Annotated in this window: 13 protein-coding genes and 2 pseudogenes; 13 read left to right on the top strand and 2 right to left on the bottom strand. The window is 67.5% G+C overall.

Features of this window, described 5'->3' with window-relative positions; genetic code table 11:
* Window positions 1-52: 52 nt before the first annotated feature.
* The gene (locus CBM2594_RS00765) at window positions 53-985 is read left to right on the top strand and encodes an alpha/beta hydrolase (protein WP_116355162.1); all 933 of its coding nucleotides are present in this window, start codon (window positions 53-55) and stop codon (window positions 983-985) included.
* On the opposite strand, the gene CBM2594_RS00760 is transcribed toward CBM2594_RS00765, so the two are convergent.
* Window positions 982-1869, bottom strand: coding sequence for a LysR family transcriptional regulator (locus CBM2594_RS00760; RefSeq protein WP_116355161.1), 888 nt, complete (start codon window positions 1867-1869; stop codon window positions 982-984). The genes CBM2594_RS00765 and CBM2594_RS00760 overlap by 4 nt on opposite strands.
* A gap of 281 nt (window positions 1870-2150) precedes the next feature.
* Here CBM2594_RS00760 and CBM2594_RS00755 point away from each other — a divergent pair.
* Window positions 2151-2591, top strand: a pseudogene (locus CBM2594_RS00755) (aldehyde dehydrogenase family protein); the annotation flags it as partial.
* Here the strand turns inward: CBM2594_RS00755 and CBM2594_RS00750 are convergent.
* Window positions 2561-2657, bottom strand: a pseudogene (locus CBM2594_RS00750) (LysR family transcriptional regulator); the annotation flags it as partial. The pseudogenes CBM2594_RS00755 and CBM2594_RS00750 overlap by 31 nt on opposite strands.
* 281 nt (window positions 2658-2938) lie before the next feature.
* Here CBM2594_RS00750 and CBM2594_RS00745 point away from each other — a divergent pair.
* The 11 genes from CBM2594_RS00745 to CBM2594_RS00695 all read left to right on the top strand — a co-directional run bounded on the left by CBM2594_RS00745 (window position 2939) and on the right by CBM2594_RS00695 (window position 16088).
* The gene (locus CBM2594_RS00745; RefSeq protein WP_373457577.1) at window positions 2939-4435 is read left to right on the top strand and encodes a CoA-acylating methylmalonate-semialdehyde dehydrogenase; all 1497 of its coding nucleotides are present in this window, start codon (window positions 2939-2941) and stop codon (window positions 4433-4435) included.
* A 116-nt stretch (window positions 4436-4551) separates the two neighbouring features.
* Window positions 4552-6243 carry a GMC family oxidoreductase gene (locus CBM2594_RS00740; RefSeq protein ID WP_116355159.1) on the top strand — a complete coding sequence of 564 codons (1692 nt, stop codon included), beginning with the start codon at window positions 4552-4554 and terminating at the stop codon, window positions 6241-6243.
* A 352-nt stretch (window positions 6244-6595) separates the two neighbouring features.
* Window positions 6596-7372 (top strand): ABC transporter ATP-binding protein, encoded by a 777-nt coding sequence (locus CBM2594_RS00735; RefSeq protein ID WP_116355158.1) that lies wholly within the window; start codon window positions 6596-6598, stop codon window positions 7370-7372.
* 15 nt (window positions 7373-7387) lie between these two features.
* Complete coding sequence (locus CBM2594_RS00730; RefSeq protein WP_116355157.1) at window positions 7388-8113, top strand: ABC transporter ATP-binding protein; 726 nt, start codon at window positions 7388-7390, stop codon at window positions 8111-8113.
* 79 nt (window positions 8114-8192) lie between these two features.
* The gene (locus CBM2594_RS00725) at window positions 8193-9401 is read left to right on the top strand and encodes an ABC transporter substrate-binding protein (RefSeq protein WP_062795875.1); all 1209 of its coding nucleotides are present in this window, start codon (window positions 8193-8195) and stop codon (window positions 9399-9401) included.
* A gap of 304 nt (window positions 9402-9705) precedes the next feature.
* Complete coding sequence (locus CBM2594_RS00720; RefSeq protein ID WP_116355156.1) at window positions 9706-10590, top strand: branched-chain amino acid ABC transporter permease; 885 nt, start codon at window positions 9706-9708, stop codon at window positions 10588-10590.
* Entirely contained in the window at window positions 10590-11645 is a 1056-nt protein-coding gene (locus CBM2594_RS00715; protein ID WP_217449860.1) for a branched-chain amino acid ABC transporter permease, read from the top strand. The genes CBM2594_RS00720 and CBM2594_RS00715 overlap by 1 nt, the downstream gene beginning before the upstream one ends.
* Before the next feature lie 353 nt (window positions 11646-11998).
* On the top strand, window positions 11999-12499 hold the full coding sequence (locus tag CBM2594_RS00710) for a hypothetical protein (protein WP_232346539.1): 501 nt from the start codon (window positions 11999-12001) through the stop codon (window positions 12497-12499).
* Window positions 12500-12584: 85 nt separating this feature from the next.
* Window positions 12585-13346, top strand: a complete 762-nt coding sequence (locus CBM2594_RS00705; RefSeq protein ID WP_116355154.1) for a sulfite exporter TauE/SafE family protein — start codon at window positions 12585-12587, stop codon at window positions 13344-13346.
* A 288-nt stretch (window positions 13347-13634) separates the two neighbouring features.
* Window positions 13635-14783, top strand: coding sequence for an ABC transporter substrate-binding protein (locus CBM2594_RS00700; protein WP_112777012.1), 1149 nt, complete (start codon window positions 13635-13637; stop codon window positions 14781-14783).
* Window positions 14784-15035: 252 nt separating this feature from the next.
* Window positions 15036-16088, top strand: a complete 1053-nt coding sequence (locus tag CBM2594_RS00695) for a branched-chain amino acid ABC transporter permease (RefSeq protein ID WP_116355153.1) — start codon at window positions 15036-15038, stop codon at window positions 16086-16088.
* Window positions 16089-16090 lie beyond the last annotated feature (2 nt).

The following is a 16090-nucleotide window of genomic DNA, read 5'->3' as shown; positions in this document are numbered from 1 at the left end:
CGATAGCTGGCGCCGCGCCTGGCCCGCGCGCGCTGGCAGGAGACCTGTGCAAATGGAACAGCCGATGACGGACGATCCGGCCATGGCCGGCGTTGCCACCCCACCCGCCACGAGCCCGGCGGGCAACCATGCGCCGATGCAGAGCCGCCAGCGCATGCGCGACGGCACCGAACTGCTGCTCCGTACCTGGCAACCCGATCCGGCACGCTTTGCCGAACCGCTCGGCTCGGTGCTGCTGGTGCACGGGCTTGCCGAACACGCCGGCCGCTACCAGCATGTCGCCGACCTGCTGTGCGGCATGGGGCTGCGCGTGCGCGCCTTCGACCTGCGCGGCCACGGCGCCAGCGGCGGCGCGCGCATGGTGGCGGACCATCCGGACATCTACCTGAACGACCTCGCCGAGATCTACGATGCCGCGGTGCCCGGCTGGGGCGAATTGCCGTTCCTGCTCGGCCACAGCATGGGCGGGCTGGTCGCGGCGCGCTTTGCCACCGCGCGCGTGCGGCCGGTGCGTGCGCTGGTGCTGTCATCGCCGGCGCTGGCGCTGCGGCTGTCCCGGCCGGCGCTGGCGCTGCACCGCGTGCTGCTGACGCTGGCGCCGCGGCTGCGCGTGCCCAATCCGATCGATGCGCGGCACTTGTCGCATGACCCGGCGGTGGTCGCCGCCTACCGCGCCGACCCGCTGGTGCAGACCACCATCACCGCCAGCGTGCTGGAGGGCTTTATCCGCGGCATGGCGCAGGCGCAGGCCGACGCGGCGCTGCTGGAGGCGCCCATGCTGATGCTGGTCGGCGGCGCCGACCGCGTGGTGGACCCGGCCGGCAGCCGCGCCTTCTTCGACAGTGCGCCGCCCGACCTGCGCGAGCAGGTCTGGTTCGACCACGGCTACCACGAGATCTTCAATGAAGCGCAGCCGCTGCGCGGCGAAGTGTTCGCGGCGCTGACCGGCTGGCTGCAGCGCCGGCTGGCCAGCCCGCAGCGCTAGGTACGGAACACCGACTCGGCCACGCCGAACGCCGCCGCGACCACCGGGTCGTCGCGGCGCGCGGCCAGGCAGACCAGGGTCAGCTCGGTCTGCACCGAGACCCCCTCGACGATCACCAGCCCGTGCGCATGCGACTCGCGCAGCGCGATCGCATCGCGCACCAGCGACAGCCCCACGCCCGAGCGCACCAGGTCGCGCATCGACGCTTCCTGGTCGACATGCGCCACCTTGGGCACCGTGGCCGGGTCCACGCCCGCCTGCGCGAAGTGCGCCGACAACAGCCGGTTGTGCGCCGATTCGGGCGGGGTCCAGATCCATGGCAGCGTCGCCAGCTGCGCCCAGGAGCGCAGCGCGGTGCGCTCCTTCCAGCCCTTGGGCGCCACCACGTAATACGAGAACGGGGTCAGCGTCAGCGCGTGGAAGCCGGGCTCGGCCGGCTGCCCCAGGTAGAAGCCCACATCGAGCGCGCCGCTGCGCACCTGCTGCAGCACCCAGCCCGACATGCCGTGGCGCAGCTCGGTGCCGATCTGCGGGTGGCGCTCGACCAGCGTGCGCAGCATCGGGCCCAGCCGCGTGAATTCCGGGTCGAGGATGGTGCCGATCGCCAGCCGCCCGCGCACGGTGTGATGCATGGCGTTGACGGTGTGCTGCAGGTCGCCCACGCCATCGAGGATGCGCTCGGCCAGCGGCAGCAGCGCGGCGCCGTCGGCGGTCAGCGTCAGGCCCGCCGCGGTGCGCTCGAACAGCCGGATGCGCCACGCCGACTGCAGCGCCTTCAGCTGCAGGCTGACCGCGGGCTGGGTCAGGTGCAGGCGCTGGGCGGCGCGGGTCAGGTTGCCTTCGCGCGCGACGGCAACGAAGGCGCGCAGGTGATGGAGGTCCAAGGGAGCGGGGCCGGGGCGTGGAGGGGTGTGTGCTGCGTCGCAATATTTTGCGCGGCTTATATTGCGATTGACGATAAATCATTGGACGGGGCCGCGCAACTGCACCAAGCTTGCGCTCAACCATGGCCCGAAGTCTTGTGCCGCGCGGCATACGTGCCGCGTCCGGCGTGCGGCCGAGCACAGCAGCGTCTTCACCGGACGCAAAGATCGACGGGCCGAAGCGCCCGCGGAACCAGTATTCAGGAGCGGAAGTGGAAGACATCCTTGCAGAGGCCAGCGCAGTGCAGGCCATCATCGGCCACAGCATCGCGGGCCGGCAGACGCGCGGCGCCGCGCAGCGCCTGGCCGATATCTACAACCCCGCTACCGGTGAAGTTGCCGCACGCGTGGCGCTGGGCACCCCGCAGGACGTGGCCGATGCGGTGGCCGCCGCCAAGGCCGCGTTTCCCGCCTGGGCCGACACCCCGCCGCTGCGCCGCGCGCGCATCCTGTTCAAGTTCAAGGAACTGCTGGACCAGCACCACGACGACCTCGCCGCGCTGATCACGCGCGAGCACGGCAAGGTGTTCTCCGATGCCAAGGGCGAAGTCACGCGCGGCATCGAGGTGGTGGAGTTTGCCTGCGGCATCCCCAACCTGCTCAAGACCGATTTCACCGACAACATCGGCGGCGGCATCGACAACTGGAACCTGCGTNGCGGGCTGGGTCAGGTGCAGGCGCTGGGCGGCGCGGGTCAGGTTGCCTTCGCGCGCGACGGCAACGAAGGCGCGCAGGTGATGGAGGTCCAAGGGAGCGGGGCCGGGGCGTGGAGGGGTGTGTGCTGCGTCGCAATATTTTGCGCGGCTTATATTGCGATTGACGATAAATCATTGGACGGGGCCGCGCAACTGCACCAAGCTTGCGCTCAACCATGGCCCGAAGTCTTGTGCCGCGCGGCATACGTGCCGCGTCCGGCGTGCGGCCGAGCACAGCAGCGTCTTCACCGGACGCAAAGATCGACGGGCCGAAGCGCCCGCGGAACCAGTATTCAGGAGCGGAAGTGGAAGACATCCTTGCAGAGGCCAGCGCAGTGCAGGCCATCATCGGCCACAGCATCGCGGGCCGGCAGACGCGCGGCGCCGCGCAGCGCCTGGCCGATATCTACAACCCCGCTACCGGTGAAGTTGCCGCACGCGTGGCGCTGGGCACCCCGCAGGACGTGGCCGACGCCGTGGCCGCCGCCAAGGCCGCGTTTCCCGCCTGGGCCGACACCCCGCCGCTGCGCCGCGCGCGCATCCTGTTCAAGTTCAAGGAACTGCTGGACCAGCACCACGACGACCTCGCCGCGCTGATCACGCGCGAGCACGGCAAGGTGTTCTCCGATGCCAAGGGCGAAGTCACGCGCGGCATCGAGGTGGTGGAGTTTGCCTGCGGCATCCCCAACCTGCTCAAGACCGATTTCACCGACAACATCGGCGGCGGCATCGACAACTGGAACCTGCGTCAGCCGCTGGGCGTGGTGGCCGGCATCACGCCGTTCAACTTCCCGGTGATGGTGCCGATGTGGATGTTCCCGGTGGCGCTGGCGTGCGGCAATACCTTCGTGCTCAAGCCGTCCGAGCGCGACCCGTCGCCGAGCCTGCTGATCGCTGATCTGCTGCGCCAGGCCGGCCTGCCCGACGGCGTGTTCAACGTGGTCCAGGGCGACAAGGAAGCGGTCGATGCGCTGCTGGCGCACCCCGACGTGCAGGCGCTGTCGTTCGTCGGCTCGACGCCGATTGCCGAGTACATCTACACGGAAGGGACGAAGCACGGCAAGCGCGTGCAGGCGCTGGGCGGCGCCAAGAACCACCTGGTGGTGATGCCCGATGCGGACCTCGACCAGGCCGTCGATGCGCTGATCGGCGCCGCCTACGGTTCGGCGGGCGAGCGCTGCATGGCGATCTCGGTGGCGGTGGCGGTCGGCGATGTCGCCGACCGGCTGGTGCCGCGGCTGGCCGAGCGCGCCCGCGCGCTGAAGATCCGCAATGGCATGGAGGCCGACGCCGAAATGGGTCCGCTGGTGACCGCTGTCCACAAGGCCAAGGTCGAGGGTTATATCGCCAAGGGTGTGGAAGAGGGCGCAACGCTGGTGACCGATGGCCGCGGCCACAAGGTCGATGGCCACGAGAACGGCTTCTATGTCGGCGGCACGCTGTTCGACCACGTCAAGCCGGAGATGACCATCTACAAGGAAGAGATCTTCGGCCCGGTGCTGTCGGTGGTGCGCGTGCATGACTTTGCCGAGGCGGTGGCGCTGATCAACGCGCACGAATACGGCAACGGCGTTTCCTGCTACACCAGCGACGGCGGCATCGCGCGCGCGTTCGCGCGGCAGATCCAGGTGGGCATGGTCGGCATCAACGTGCCGATCCCGGTGCCGATGGCGTGGCATTCGTTCGGCGGCTGGAAGCGCTCGCTGTTCGGCGACCACCATGCCTATGGCGAAGAGGGGGTACGCTTCTACACGCGCTACAAGAGCGTGATGCAGCGCTGGCCGGACTCGATCGCCAAGGGCGCCGAGTTCACCATGCCGGTGGCGAAGTAAACCCGACCACAAGCACAACAAGCACAACAAGCACAACAAGCACAACAAGCACAACAAGCACAACAAGCACAACAAGCACAACAAGCACAACAAGCACAACAAGCACAACAGGCGCCATGGAGACATTCGACTACATCATCGTGGGGGCCGGCTCGGCCGGCTGTGTCCTGGCGAACCGGCTGACGCAGGACCCGGACGTCAGCGTGCTGCTGCTGGAAGCCGGCGGCAAGGACGATTACCACTGGATCCATATCCCGGTGGGCTACCTCTACTGCATCGGCAACCCGCGCACCGACTGGCTCTACCGCACCGAAGCCGAAGCAGGGCTGAACGGGCGCTCGCTGGGCTATCCGCGCGGGCGCGTGCTGGGCGGCTGCTCGTCGATCAACGGCATGATCTACATGCGCGGCCAGCGCGAAGACTATGACGAGTGGGCGCGGCTGACCGGAGACGACGGCTGGCGCTGGGACAATGTGCTGCCGCTGTTCAAGCGCAGCGAAGACCATCACCGGGGCCCGAACGAATTCCACGGCGCCGGCGGCGAATGGCGCGTCGAGGGGCAGCGGCTGCGCTGGGATATCCTCGAGCGCTTTGCCGACGCCGCCGAGCAAGCGGGCATCCCGCGCACCGACGACTTCAACCGCGGCGACAATTTCGGCGTCGGCTATTTCGAAGTGAACCAGCGCCGCGGCATTCGCTGGAACACGGCCAAGGCGTTCCTGCGGCGCGCGTCGGAGCGGCCCAACCTGACCATCGTCACCGGCGCGCAGGTGAGCGGGCTGAGCTTCGACGGGCGCCGCTGCACCGGCGTGAATTATCTCGGCGGCGGCCGGCCGCACACGGCGGCGGCCACGCTCGAGGTGATCCTCGCCGCCGGCGCGGTCAACACGCCGCAATTGCTGGAGCTGTCCGGCATCGGCCAGCCCGAACGGCTGCAGGCGCTGGGCATTGCGGTGCGCCACGCGCTGCCCGGCGTCGGCGAGAACCTGCAGGACCACCTGCAGTTGCGCAGCGTGGTCAAGGTCAACGGCGTGCGCACGCTGAACACGCGCGCCGCGAGCCTGTGGGGCAAGTTCTGCATCGGCGTGCAGTACGCCTTCAACCAGAGCGGGCCGATGAGCATGGCGCCATCGCAGCTGGGCGCGTTCGCGCGCTCGGACCCCTCGCAGGCGCGGCCGAATATCGAGTACCACGTGCAGCCGCTGTCGCTGGACAAGTTCGGCGATCCGCTGCACGCCTTCAACGCCTTTACCGCCAGCGCCTGCAACCTGCGCCCGACTTCGCGCGGCAGCGTGCACGCGGGCAGCGCCGATTTCCGCCAGGCGCCGGTGATCGCGCCCAACTACCTGTCGACCGACGAGGACCGCAAGGTCGCCGCCGATGCGATCCGGCTCACGCGCCGCATCGTCGCGTCGCCGGCGCTGGCGCCGTACCGGCCCGAGGAATGGCTGCCGGGGCCGGCGTTCCAGAGCGACGAGGAACTGGCCGAGGCCGCCGGCAATATCGGCACCACCATCTTCCATCCGGTGGGCACCTGCAAGATGGGCCGCGCCGACGATCCGATGGCGGTGGTGGACCATCGGCTGCGCGTGCTCGGCGTGCAGGGGCTGCGCGTGGTCGACGCCTCGGTGATGCCGCTGATCACCTCGGGCAATACCAACTCGCCGACCATCATGATCGCCGAGCGCGCCAGCGACATGATCCGCGAAGACCGCAGGCATGGTGGCGCGTCAGCGGAAGTGGCAGGCCCGGCGCAGGCGCCGGTGCAGGCCACGCCGGCGCCCGCGGCGGCAGCCGCAAGCGCTTGAAGCGGCTCGCCGCATGACCGCCAGCGGGGTGAAGGTCATGCGGCGCTTGCGGCGCTTGTGCGGCCGCGAAAAAACTGACACTTGGTTCATGTTTCATAGTGCAAACCCCGATGTTTTGCGATGCAACAGGCGCACACAATAGACGCCTCACAGGGTGCTTCGGCCGCACATCCCATGCCGCCATCGCAGCCCTCGCGGGAGCCGCCCCGCACTGATAAAAACCCGCAGGCAGGGCCGCCATCACGGCACGCCTGACGGAACAAGCGGCAGCAAAGGGCCTACAAGGCCGGTTCGGACCATTGTCAGTGCCGGGCATCACCCCGGCAGTACAGCAAGAGGGCGGGCAGGAGACATGAACCAGCAGGAAACCATCCTGGAAACGCGGAACCTCACCAAGGAGTTCAAGGGGTTCACGGCGGTGAGCGACGTTAACCTGCGGGTGCGCCGCGGCTCGATCCATGCGTTGATCGGCCCCAACGGCGCGGGCAAGACCACTTGCTTCAACCTGCTCACCAAGTTCCTGGAGCCGACCACCGGCACCATTCTCTTCAACGGCATCGACATCACCCGCGAAAAGCCCGCGCAGATCGCGCGGCGCGGCGTGATCCGCTCGTTCCAGATCTCGGCCGTGTTCCCGCACCTGACGGTGATGGAGAACGTGCGCATCGGGCTGCAGCGGCAACTCGGCACGGCGTACCAGTTCTGGCGCAGCGAGCGCACGCTGGAGGTGCTCAACGACCGCGCCATGGAACTGCTCGAGCAGGTCGGCCTGACCGAGTTCGCGCACACGCTGACGGTGAACCTTCCTTACGGGCGCAAGCGCGCGCTGGAGATTGCCACCACGCTGGCGATGGAGCCCGAGCTGATGCTGCTCGACGAACCCACGCAGGGCATGGGCCACGAAGACGTGGACCGCGTCACGCAGCTGATCAAGCAGGTCTCGGCGGGCCGCACCATCCTGATGGTCGAGCACAACATGAGCGTGGTCTCATCGATCGCCGACAAGATCACGGTGCTGCAGCGTGGCGCGATCCTGGCCGAAGGCCCGTATGCGGAAGTGTCGAAGGACCCGCGCGTGATGGAGGCCTACATGGGCACCGTCGACGCGGAACTGCAGGGCGCGCACTGAGGCGGGGACGACACCATGAGCACAGCCAATACTCCCGCCCTGGAAATCAAGGGCCTGCACGCCTGGTACGGCGAATCGCACATCCTGCACGGCGTCGACCTGACCGTGAACCGCGGCGAGGTGGTCACGCTGCTCGGGCGCAACGGCGCCGGGCGCACCACCACGCTGCGCGCGATCATGGGACTGACCGGCGCGCGCAAGGGCTCGATCAAGGTGGACGGCCACGAGACCATCGGCCTGCCCACGCACAAGATCGCGCACTACGGCATCGGCTATTGCCCGGAAGAGCGCGCCATCTTCTCCAGCCTCTCGTGCGAAGAGAACCTGATGCTGCCGCCGGTGCTCAAGGGCGCCGACGCCAGCCAGGGCATGAGCGAGGCCGACATCTACGAGATGTTCCCGAACCTGAAGGAGCGCCGCCAGAGCCAGGGCACGCGGCTGTCGGGCGGCGAGCAGCAGATGCTGGCGGTCGGGCGCATCCTGCGCACCGGCGCCAACCTGCTGCTGCTCGACGAAATCTCGGAAGGGCTGGCACCGGTGATCGTGCAGGCGCTGGCGCGCATGATCCGGATGCTCAAGCAGAAGGGGTACACGGTGGTGATGGTGGAGCAGAACTTCCGCTTCGCCGCGCCGCTGGCGGACCGCTTCTACGTGATGGAGCACGGCACCATCGTCGAACGCTTCGCGGCCAGTGAGCTGCAGGCCAAGATGCCGGTGCTGCATGAATTGCTCGGGGTCTGATCCGCGCAACGCGGGTCGATGGTTGCTTGTTGGCAGGAACGGGTGGCGCGCACGCCGCCGCAAATCAGGAGACAGGGAAATGAAAAAGACTCGGCTCGCGGCCGCGATGGCGGCCATTGCCATGGGTGCGGTGTCCTTCGGCGCTGCCGCACAAGTATCGGGCGACACCGTCAAGATCGGCTACATCACCGACATGTCGGGCCTGTATGCCGATATCGACGGTCCCGGCGGCCTGGAAGCCATCAAGATGGCGATCGAGGACCGCGGCGGCAAGGTGCTGGGCAAGCCCATCGAGATCGTCTCGGCCGACCACCAGAACAAGGCCGACATCGCCGCCTCGAAGGCGCGCGAATGGATGGACCAGCAAGGCCTGGACATGCTGCTGGGCGGCACCAACTCCGGCACCGCGCTGGCGATGAACAAGGTGGCTTCCGAGAAGAAGCGCGTCTACATCAATATCGGCGCCGGCACCGCGCGCCTGACCAACGAAGAGTGCTCCCCGTACACGGTGCACTACGCCTATGACACGGTGGCGCTGGCCAAGGGCACCGGCAGCGCGGTGGTCAAGCAGGGCGGCAAGTCGTGGTTCTTCCTGACCGCCGACTACGCCTTCGGCCATTCGCTGGAAAGCGACACCGCCGCGGTGGTCAAGGCCAACGGCGGCACCGTGGCAGGGCAGGTGCGCCATCCGCTGTCGGCCTCGGACTTCTCGTCGTTCCTGCTGCAGGCGCAGGCGTCCAAGGCGCAGATCCTGGGCCTGGCCAACGCCGGCGGCGACACCATCAACTCGATCAAGGCGGCCAAGGAATTCGGCATCACCAAGTCGATGAAGATCGCCGGCCTGCTGATGTTCATCAACGACGTGCACAGCCTCGGGCTGAAGAACACCGAAGGCCTGCTGATGACCGACAGCTGGTACTGGGACATGAACGACGACACCCGCAAGTTCGCCAACCGCTTCTTCGGCAAGATGAAGAAGATGCCGAGCAGCCTGCAGGCCGCGGACTACTCGGCCGCCAGCACCTACCTGAAGGCCGTCGAAGCCGCCAAGACCGACGATCCGGACAAGGTCATGGCCGAGCTGAAGAAGATGAAGATCAACGACTTCTACACCAAGGGCTATATCCGCCAGGACGGCCGTGGCATCCACGACATGTACCTGATGCAGGTGAAGACCGCGGCCGAATCGAAGAAGCCGTGGGATTACCTGAAGGTGGTCGCGACCATCCCGGGCGAGCAGGCCTTCACCACGGTGGCCGAGTCGAAGTGCGCGATGCTGAAGAAGTAGTCGCCAGCGCAACGGCGACGGTTGGCTCCCCTCTCCCGCTTGCGGGAGAGGGGCAGGGGGTGAGGGCTTGAGCGTCAAGGGCTGAGGTCGGCGGGGTAACACCGCTGGCCTTGCCAGGGGCGCCATGCTGGAACACACCGAAGGCTTCGCTTGACGTGGTTCCTCGCTAAACCGCCCCGCACCCCAACCCTCTCCCCGTGAGGGCAGAGGGAGAACACCTTGCTCAGGCAAGCTCGGGCGGCTTTGGCGCGCCCAAAACCGTTGGCTCTGCCTAGTGTCTGCCAACAACCAGCAATCGATGCCCATGGACATCTTCGGAATCCCCCTGCCGGCCATGCTTTCCCAGCTCTTGCTGGGGCTGGTCAACGGCGCCTTCTATGCGATGCTGAGCCTGGGCCTGGCGGTGATCTTCGGCCTGCTCAACGTCATCAACTTTGCGCACGGCGCGCTCTTCATGCTGGGCGCGGTGCTGGCCTGGATGGGCATGGAGTACGCCGGGCTGAATTACTGGATCATGCTGCTGCTTTCGCCGCTGGTGGTCGCCGCGCTGGGCGTGGTGATCGAAAAGACCATGCTGCGCTGGATCTACAAGCTCGACCATATCTACGGCCTGCTGCTGACGCTGGGCATCACGCTGGTGATCGAAGGCATCTTCCGCTCGATCTACGGCGTCTCGGGCCTGCCGTACCAGACCCCGGACGCGCTGCAGGGCGCCACTGACCTGGGCTTCATGATCCTGCCCAACTACCGCGCCTGGGTGGTGGTGGCTTCGCTGGCGGTGTGCTTTGCCACCTGGTACGTGATCGAGAAGACCAAGCTGGGCGCCTACCTGCGCGCCGGCACCGAGAACCCCAAGATGGTCGAGGCCTTCGGCGTCAACGTGCCGCTGATGGTGACGCTGACCTACGGCTTCGGCGTGGCGCTGGCCGCGTTTGCCGGCGTGCTGGCCGCGCCGGTGATCCAGATCTCGCCGCTGATGGGGCAGAACCTGATCATCGTCGTGTTCGCGGTGGTGGTGATCGGCGGCATGGGTTCGATCATGGGCTCGATCCTCACCGGCCTCGGGCTCGGCGTGATCGAAGGCCTGACCAAAGTGTTCTATCCGGAAGCCTCGGCAACCGTGGTGTTCTTCATCATGGTGATCGTGCTGCTGCTGCGCCCGGCCGGGCTGTTCGGCAAGGAGAAGTGATGAGCGCACCGTCCACATCATCGACGCCAGCCACCGTGGCGGCCAATGCAGGCAAGGCAGGAAAGGGTCAAGGCGTGCAGAAGAAACTGTTGTACGGATTGCTGCTGCTGGCACTGCTGGCGGCGCCGCTGGCCGGGGCGTATCCGGTGTTCGTGCTCAAGGTGCTGTGCTTCGCGCTGTTTGCGTGCGCCTTCAACCTGCTGATCGGCTATACCGGGCTGCTGTCGTTCGGCCACGCGGCCTTCTTCGGCGGCGCCGGCTACGCTGCCGGCCATGCCATGAAGGTGTGGGGCGTGACGCCGGAAATCGGCCTGATCCTGGGCACCGGCGCCGGCGCGCTGATCGGCTACGTGGTGGGCTCGCTGGCCATCCGGCGCCAGGGCATCTACTTCTCGATGATCACGCTGGCGCTGGCGCAGATGCTGTTCTTTATCTGCCTGCAGGCGCCGTTCACCGGCGGCGAGGACGGGCTGCAGGGCATCCCGCGCGGCAAGCTGTTCGGGGTGCTGCCGTTGTCGGACGACCTGACGCTGTACTACGTGGCGCTGGTGATCATCGTCGCCGCCTTCGCGCTGATCGTGCGCACGGTGCATTCGCCGTTCGGCCAGATCCTGAAGGCGATCAAGGAGAACGAGCCGCGCGCGATCTCGCTGGGCTATGACGTCGACCGCTTCAAGCTGACCGCGTTCGTGCTGTCGGCGGCGCTGTCGGGGCTGGCCGGCTCGATCAAGGCGCTGGTGCTGGGCTTCGAGACCCTGACCGACGTGCACTGGTCGATGTCGGGGTCGGTGATCCTGATGACGCTGGTCGGCGGCCTCGGGACGCTGTCAGGGCCGATCGTCGGCGCGTTCGTGATCGTCGCGCTGGAGAACAAGCTGGGCGACATCGGCAACTTCCTGGCGTCGGTGACCGGCATCTCGTGGTTCGGCACGCTGGGGGAGTCGGTGACGATGGTGACCGGCGTGATCTTCGTGATCTGCGTGCTGACCTTCCGCCGCGGCATCATGGGCGAACTGCTGGCGCGCTTCGGCGGCCACGCCGGGCGCCGGGAGTGACCGCGGGTCGACATGCCCGATTCTGGGGCTAGGGTTTTTTCTAGCTTGTCCTCGATGCACCGCTTCGTTACATTCCATATACGGTTTTCGCAGGTTAAATGGAGGCGGAAGCGAGGAGACGACAGGCGCGCACCCGGTGTCGGGTAGCAGCGTTATAAATAAAGGGCGTTGCCGGGTGATCCTCGGCAACGCTTTTTTCATTGGCGCTTCCCGCCCCTGCAGTGACGGCTTCGCCCCATTTTGGGGCGCTCATGCCGCATCGGCATCACCTCGCCCCTCACGCATGCGACAATGCGGGCGCTCCTTGCTGCCCGCCCATGTCTGCCACCGTTCCCCCCGATCCCTCTTCAGCCATGCCACGTGATGGCGGCGCCGTCGCGCCGCAGGTCCGGGTACGCCTGGGGCAGGGCGCCGACGCGGCGCTGGTATCGGCCTGGCTGGACCACATCCACCCCTTGCCGGTGCCGGATGCGCGCGCGCGGCAGCTGATGCTGGGCGAACTGCTGGCCCAGTCCGGGCGCGGCATTTGCCTGCTGGCCAGCGGCGCGACGGAGCGCGGCGGCCTGCTGGCCTGCCTGCCGGTGGCCTTGCTGCCCAGCCTGGAGCTGGCGGGCCTGGCGGCCTGCGCCAGCGAATGGTGGATGCGGCCGGAGCTCGACGCGGCCACCCGCCGCGCCTGCCTGGAAGCGTGCTGCGCCACGCTGGCCGAGTGGGGCCGCGCACACGGCATCCGCCATGCGCTGCTGGCGCCGGGGCTGGTGGCCGGTCACGGCGGCGCGCCGCCCGGCTTCCGCCTGCACGGCAACGGCATGTGGCACGGCAGCCTGGTGCCGGCGGCCAAGGTACTGGGCTGAGCCGCGCCGCCCGGCCGGGCGCCGGCGTTGCTGTCCCGGACTTTCCAGGTTTTCCCTTCCTTTTCCCCCATTTCGCTTTTCTGCAATGACGGAATTCGCATTCCTGGCGGTTGCCGCCTTTCTTGCCGGCCTGATCGACGCAGTCGCCGGCGGCGGCGGGCTGGTCCAGATCCCGGCGCTGTTCTCGGCCTATCCCAACCTGGCGCCGGCCACGCTGCTCGGGACCAACAAGGTCGGTTCGATCGCCGGCACCGCCAGCGCGGCGCTGCGCTACGGCCGCAGCGTGCGCATCTACTGGGGCGCGACCGCGCCGGCGGTGGTGGCGGCCTTTGCGTGCTCGATGGCCGGCGCCTGGGCGCTGACCCTGATCCCGGCCGAGCCGCTGCGCAAGGCGCTGCCGTTCGTGCTGGTGGCGCTGTTGGTCTACACCGTCGCCAAGAAGGATCTCGGTGCCGAGCACGCGCCCACGCTGACCGGCTGGGGCGAACGCGGCGCGGCGCTGCTCGCCGGCGCCGTGCTGGGTTTCTATGACGGCGTGTTCGGGCCGGGCACCGGCAGCTTCCTGATGATCGTGTTCGTGCGGGTGTTCGGCTATGACTTCCTGCACGCGGCGGCGTCGACCAAGCTGGTCAACCTGGCCACCAACCTGGCGGCGCTGCTGCTGCTGGCGAGCAAGGGCCATGTCTGGTGGCAGCTGGGCCTGGTGATGGCCGTGGCCAACGTCGCCGGCAGCCAGGTGGGCAGCAAGCTGGCGCTGCGCCACGGCAGCGCCTTCGTGCGCAAGATGTTTATCGTGGTGGTCAGCGCGCTGATCCTGAAGACCGCCTGGGACGCCTTCGTGCGCTGACGGCAAAGCCAGGCGGGGCGCGCGATGCGGGTTAATCCTCGCTGTTCGCGCCAGGGCGCTGTGATAGACTCGATCCGCATTCCCGACCGCACGGTCGGTGAATGACCGAAGCGCCTTTCCGGGGGAGTGGCGTGGACGGGAAATGGGGAACGGCCTGTGTCGTTCCTGGTTGTAGCGCAGGTGCCGGCGATGTGCCTGCGTTGACCCGAGGGGTCGATCCAAAAAAGGGGCATCCGCCGGTGGACGCCGGACGGATGCCTTTCCGTTTCAGGAACCGAAGGAGACAAGATGGATTTCAAGCGCGCCAGCCTGCTGGCAATCGCTGCGGCCAGCCTGGTGGCCGGTGCCGCCCAGGCGCAGGTCAAGGTCGGGGTGACGGTGTCGGCCACGGGTCCGGCGGCATCGCTGGGCATTCCGGAAAAGAACACCTTCACGCTGATGCCCAAGGAGATCGCGGGCAAGAAGATCGAGTACATCGTGCTGGACGATGCCTCGGACACGACCACCGCGGTCAAGAACACGCGCAAGCTGATCAGCGAGGACAAGGTCGACGTGATGGTGGGCTCCACCGTCACGCCCAACTCGCTGGCGATGGTCGACGTGGTCGCCGAGAACGAGACGCCGATGATCACCATGGCGGCGTCGGCCCGCATCATCGAGCCGATGGACGCCAAGCGCGCGTGGGTCTTCAAGACCCCGCAGAACGACTCGCACATGGCCACCGCCATTGCCGAGCACATGAGCAACAACAACGTGAAGACGGTGGCGTTCATCGGCTTCGCGGATGCCTACGGCGACAGCTGGGCGCAGGAATTCGCCAAGGTGGCCGAGCTGCGCAAGATCAAGGTGGTCGCCAACGAGCGCTTTGCCCGCACCGATACGTCCGTTACCGGGCAGGTGCTGAAGATGATGGGCGCCAACGCCGACGCCGTGCTGATCGCCGGTTCGGGCACGCCCGCGGCGCTGCCGGCCAAGACGCTCAAGGAGCGCGGCTACAAGGGCAAGGTCTACCAGACCCACGGTGTCGCCAATGCCGACTTCCTGCGCGTGTGCGGCAAGGACTGCGAAGGCACCTTCCTGCCCGCCGGCCCGCTGCTGGTGGCCGAGCAGCTGCCCGACAGCAATCCGGTGAAAAAGCCGGCGCTGACCTACAAGACCGCCTACGAGAAGGCCTTCGGCGGACAGGTCTCGACCTTCGGCGGCCATGCCTGGGATGCGGGCCTGATCCTGCAGCACGCCATTCCGGAAGCGCTGAAGAAGGGCCAGCCGGGCACCAAGGAGTTCCGCAAGGCCCTGCGCGACGCGATGGAGCAGACCAGGAACCTGCCGGTATCGCACGGCATCATGAACATGAGCGCCACCGACCACCTCGGCTTCGACCAGCGCGCGCGCGTGATGGTGCAGATCGTCGACGGCAAGTGGAAGCTGCTGAAATAAGCGGCTGACCCGCGCGTCTGGTGCCGGCCGGCAAGGCATGCCGGATTCGCAGTGAAGCAGGGCGCATGGCTGACCATGCGCCCTTTTTTCTGCGCGCCGGACGCCGCCAGCGCCAACCTAGGGTTGCTCTGTATTTGCGCAATGCGCAACCCGTTTACTATTTCGTAACCCGAAGCGCACCACCTGTCGGCCCGTCGGCGCCCCGCTGACCCCGTTCGATGCAGGCAGGCTTTCCAACGATACGGGGAGACAATGGACCTATCTATCGCCGCCATCCTGGCGCAGGACGGCATCACCTCGGGCGCGATCTACGCGTTGCTGGCACTGGCGCTGGTGCTGGTGTTCTCGGTGACCCGCGTCATCTTCATCCCGCAAGGGGAGTTCGTTGCCTATGGCGCGCTGACACTGGCGGCGATGCAGGCCGGCCATGCCCCGCAGACCAGCTGGCTGCTGCTGGCAATGGGCGTGCTGACCTTTCTCTACGAGACCGTCACCGTGCTGCGCAGCGCCGAGCTGCGGCGCACGCTGGGCCAGCGGCTGGCCGTGCTGGCCGGCAAGTACCTGGTGTTCCCGCTGGCGGTGCACTGGGTGGTGCAGCAGTATGGCGCGCAGCCGCTGCCGATGCTGGCGCAGATCGCGCTGACGCTGCTGGTCATCATCCCGCTCGGGCCGATGCTGTACCGGCTGGCTTACCAGCCGCTGGCCGAGGCCAGCACGCTGGTGCTGCTGATCGTCTCGGTCGGCGTGCACTTTGCACTGGTCGGGCTGGGGCTGGTGATGTTCGGCGCCGAGGGCTCGCGCACCAATCCGTTCTCGGATGCGCGCTTTGAAGTGGGCGCGCTCAGCATCTCGGGGCAGAGCCTGTGGGTGGTGGCGGTGTCGGGCCTGCTGATCGGGGCGCTGTACTTCTACTTCGAGCGCACGCTGCAGGGCAAGGCGCTGCGCGCGACCGCGGTGAACCGGCTGGGCGCGCGCCTGGTCGGCATCGGCACCACGCAGGCGGGGCGCCTGTCGTTCACGCTGGCGGCGGCGATGGGGGCGCTGTGCGGCATCCTGATCGCGCCGCTGACCACGGTGTACTACGAGTCGGGCTTCCTGGTCGGCCTGAAGGGCTTTGTCGGCGCCATCGTCGGCGGGCTGGTGAGCTATCCGGTGGCGGCGCTGGGCGCGCTGCTGGTGGGGCTGCTGGAATCGTATTCGTCGTTCTGGGCCAGTGCGTTCAAGGAGGTTATCGTCTTCACGCTGATCATTCCGGTGCTGCTGTGGCGCTCGCTGACGAGCAAGCATGTCGAGGAGGAGGAATAAGC

Source organism: Cupriavidus taiwanensis, from assembly GCF_900249755.1.
GTDB lineage: Bacteria > Pseudomonadota > Gammaproteobacteria > Burkholderiales > Burkholderiaceae > Cupriavidus > Cupriavidus taiwanensis_D.
This window is presented reverse-complemented; position numbering and strand designations above follow the sequence as displayed.

Bases quoted from the DNA above. Each gene is read 5' to 3' on its own strand.
- CBM2594_RS00765 (WP_116355162.1), top strand. From the start codon at position 53: ATGGAACAGCCGATGACGGACGATCCGGCCATGGCCGGCGTTGCCACC.
- CBM2594_RS00740 (WP_116355159.1), top strand. From the start codon at position 4,552: ATGGAGACATTCGACTACATCATCGTGGGGGCCGGCTCGGCCGGCTGT.
- CBM2594_RS00735 (WP_116355158.1), top strand. From the start codon at position 6,596: ATGAACCAGCAGGAAACCATCCTGGAAACGCGGAACCTCACCAAGGAG.
- CBM2594_RS00730 (WP_116355157.1), top strand. From the start codon at position 7,388: ATGAGCACAGCCAATACTCCCGCCCTGGAAATCAAGGGCCTGCACGCC.
- CBM2594_RS00725 (WP_062795875.1), top strand. From the start codon at position 8,193: ATGAAAAAGACTCGGCTCGCGGCCGCGATGGCGGCCATTGCCATGGGT.
- CBM2594_RS00720 (WP_116355156.1), top strand. From the start codon at position 9,706: ATGGACATCTTCGGAATCCCCCTGCCGGCCATGCTTTCCCAGCTCTTG.
- CBM2594_RS00715 (WP_217449860.1), top strand. From the start codon at position 10,590: ATGAGCGCACCGTCCACATCATCGACGCCAGCCACCGTGGCGGCCAAT.
- CBM2594_RS00710 (WP_232346539.1), top strand. From the start codon at position 11,999: ATGCCACGTGATGGCGGCGCCGTCGCGCCGCAGGTCCGGGTACGCCTG.
- CBM2594_RS00705 (WP_116355154.1), top strand. From the start codon at position 12,585: ATGACGGAATTCGCATTCCTGGCGGTTGCCGCCTTTCTTGCCGGCCTG.
- CBM2594_RS00700 (WP_112777012.1), top strand. From the start codon at position 13,635: ATGGATTTCAAGCGCGCCAGCCTGCTGGCAATCGCTGCGGCCAGCCTG.
- CBM2594_RS00695 (WP_116355153.1), top strand. From the start codon at position 15,036: ATGGACCTATCTATCGCCGCCATCCTGGCGCAGGACGGCATCACCTCG.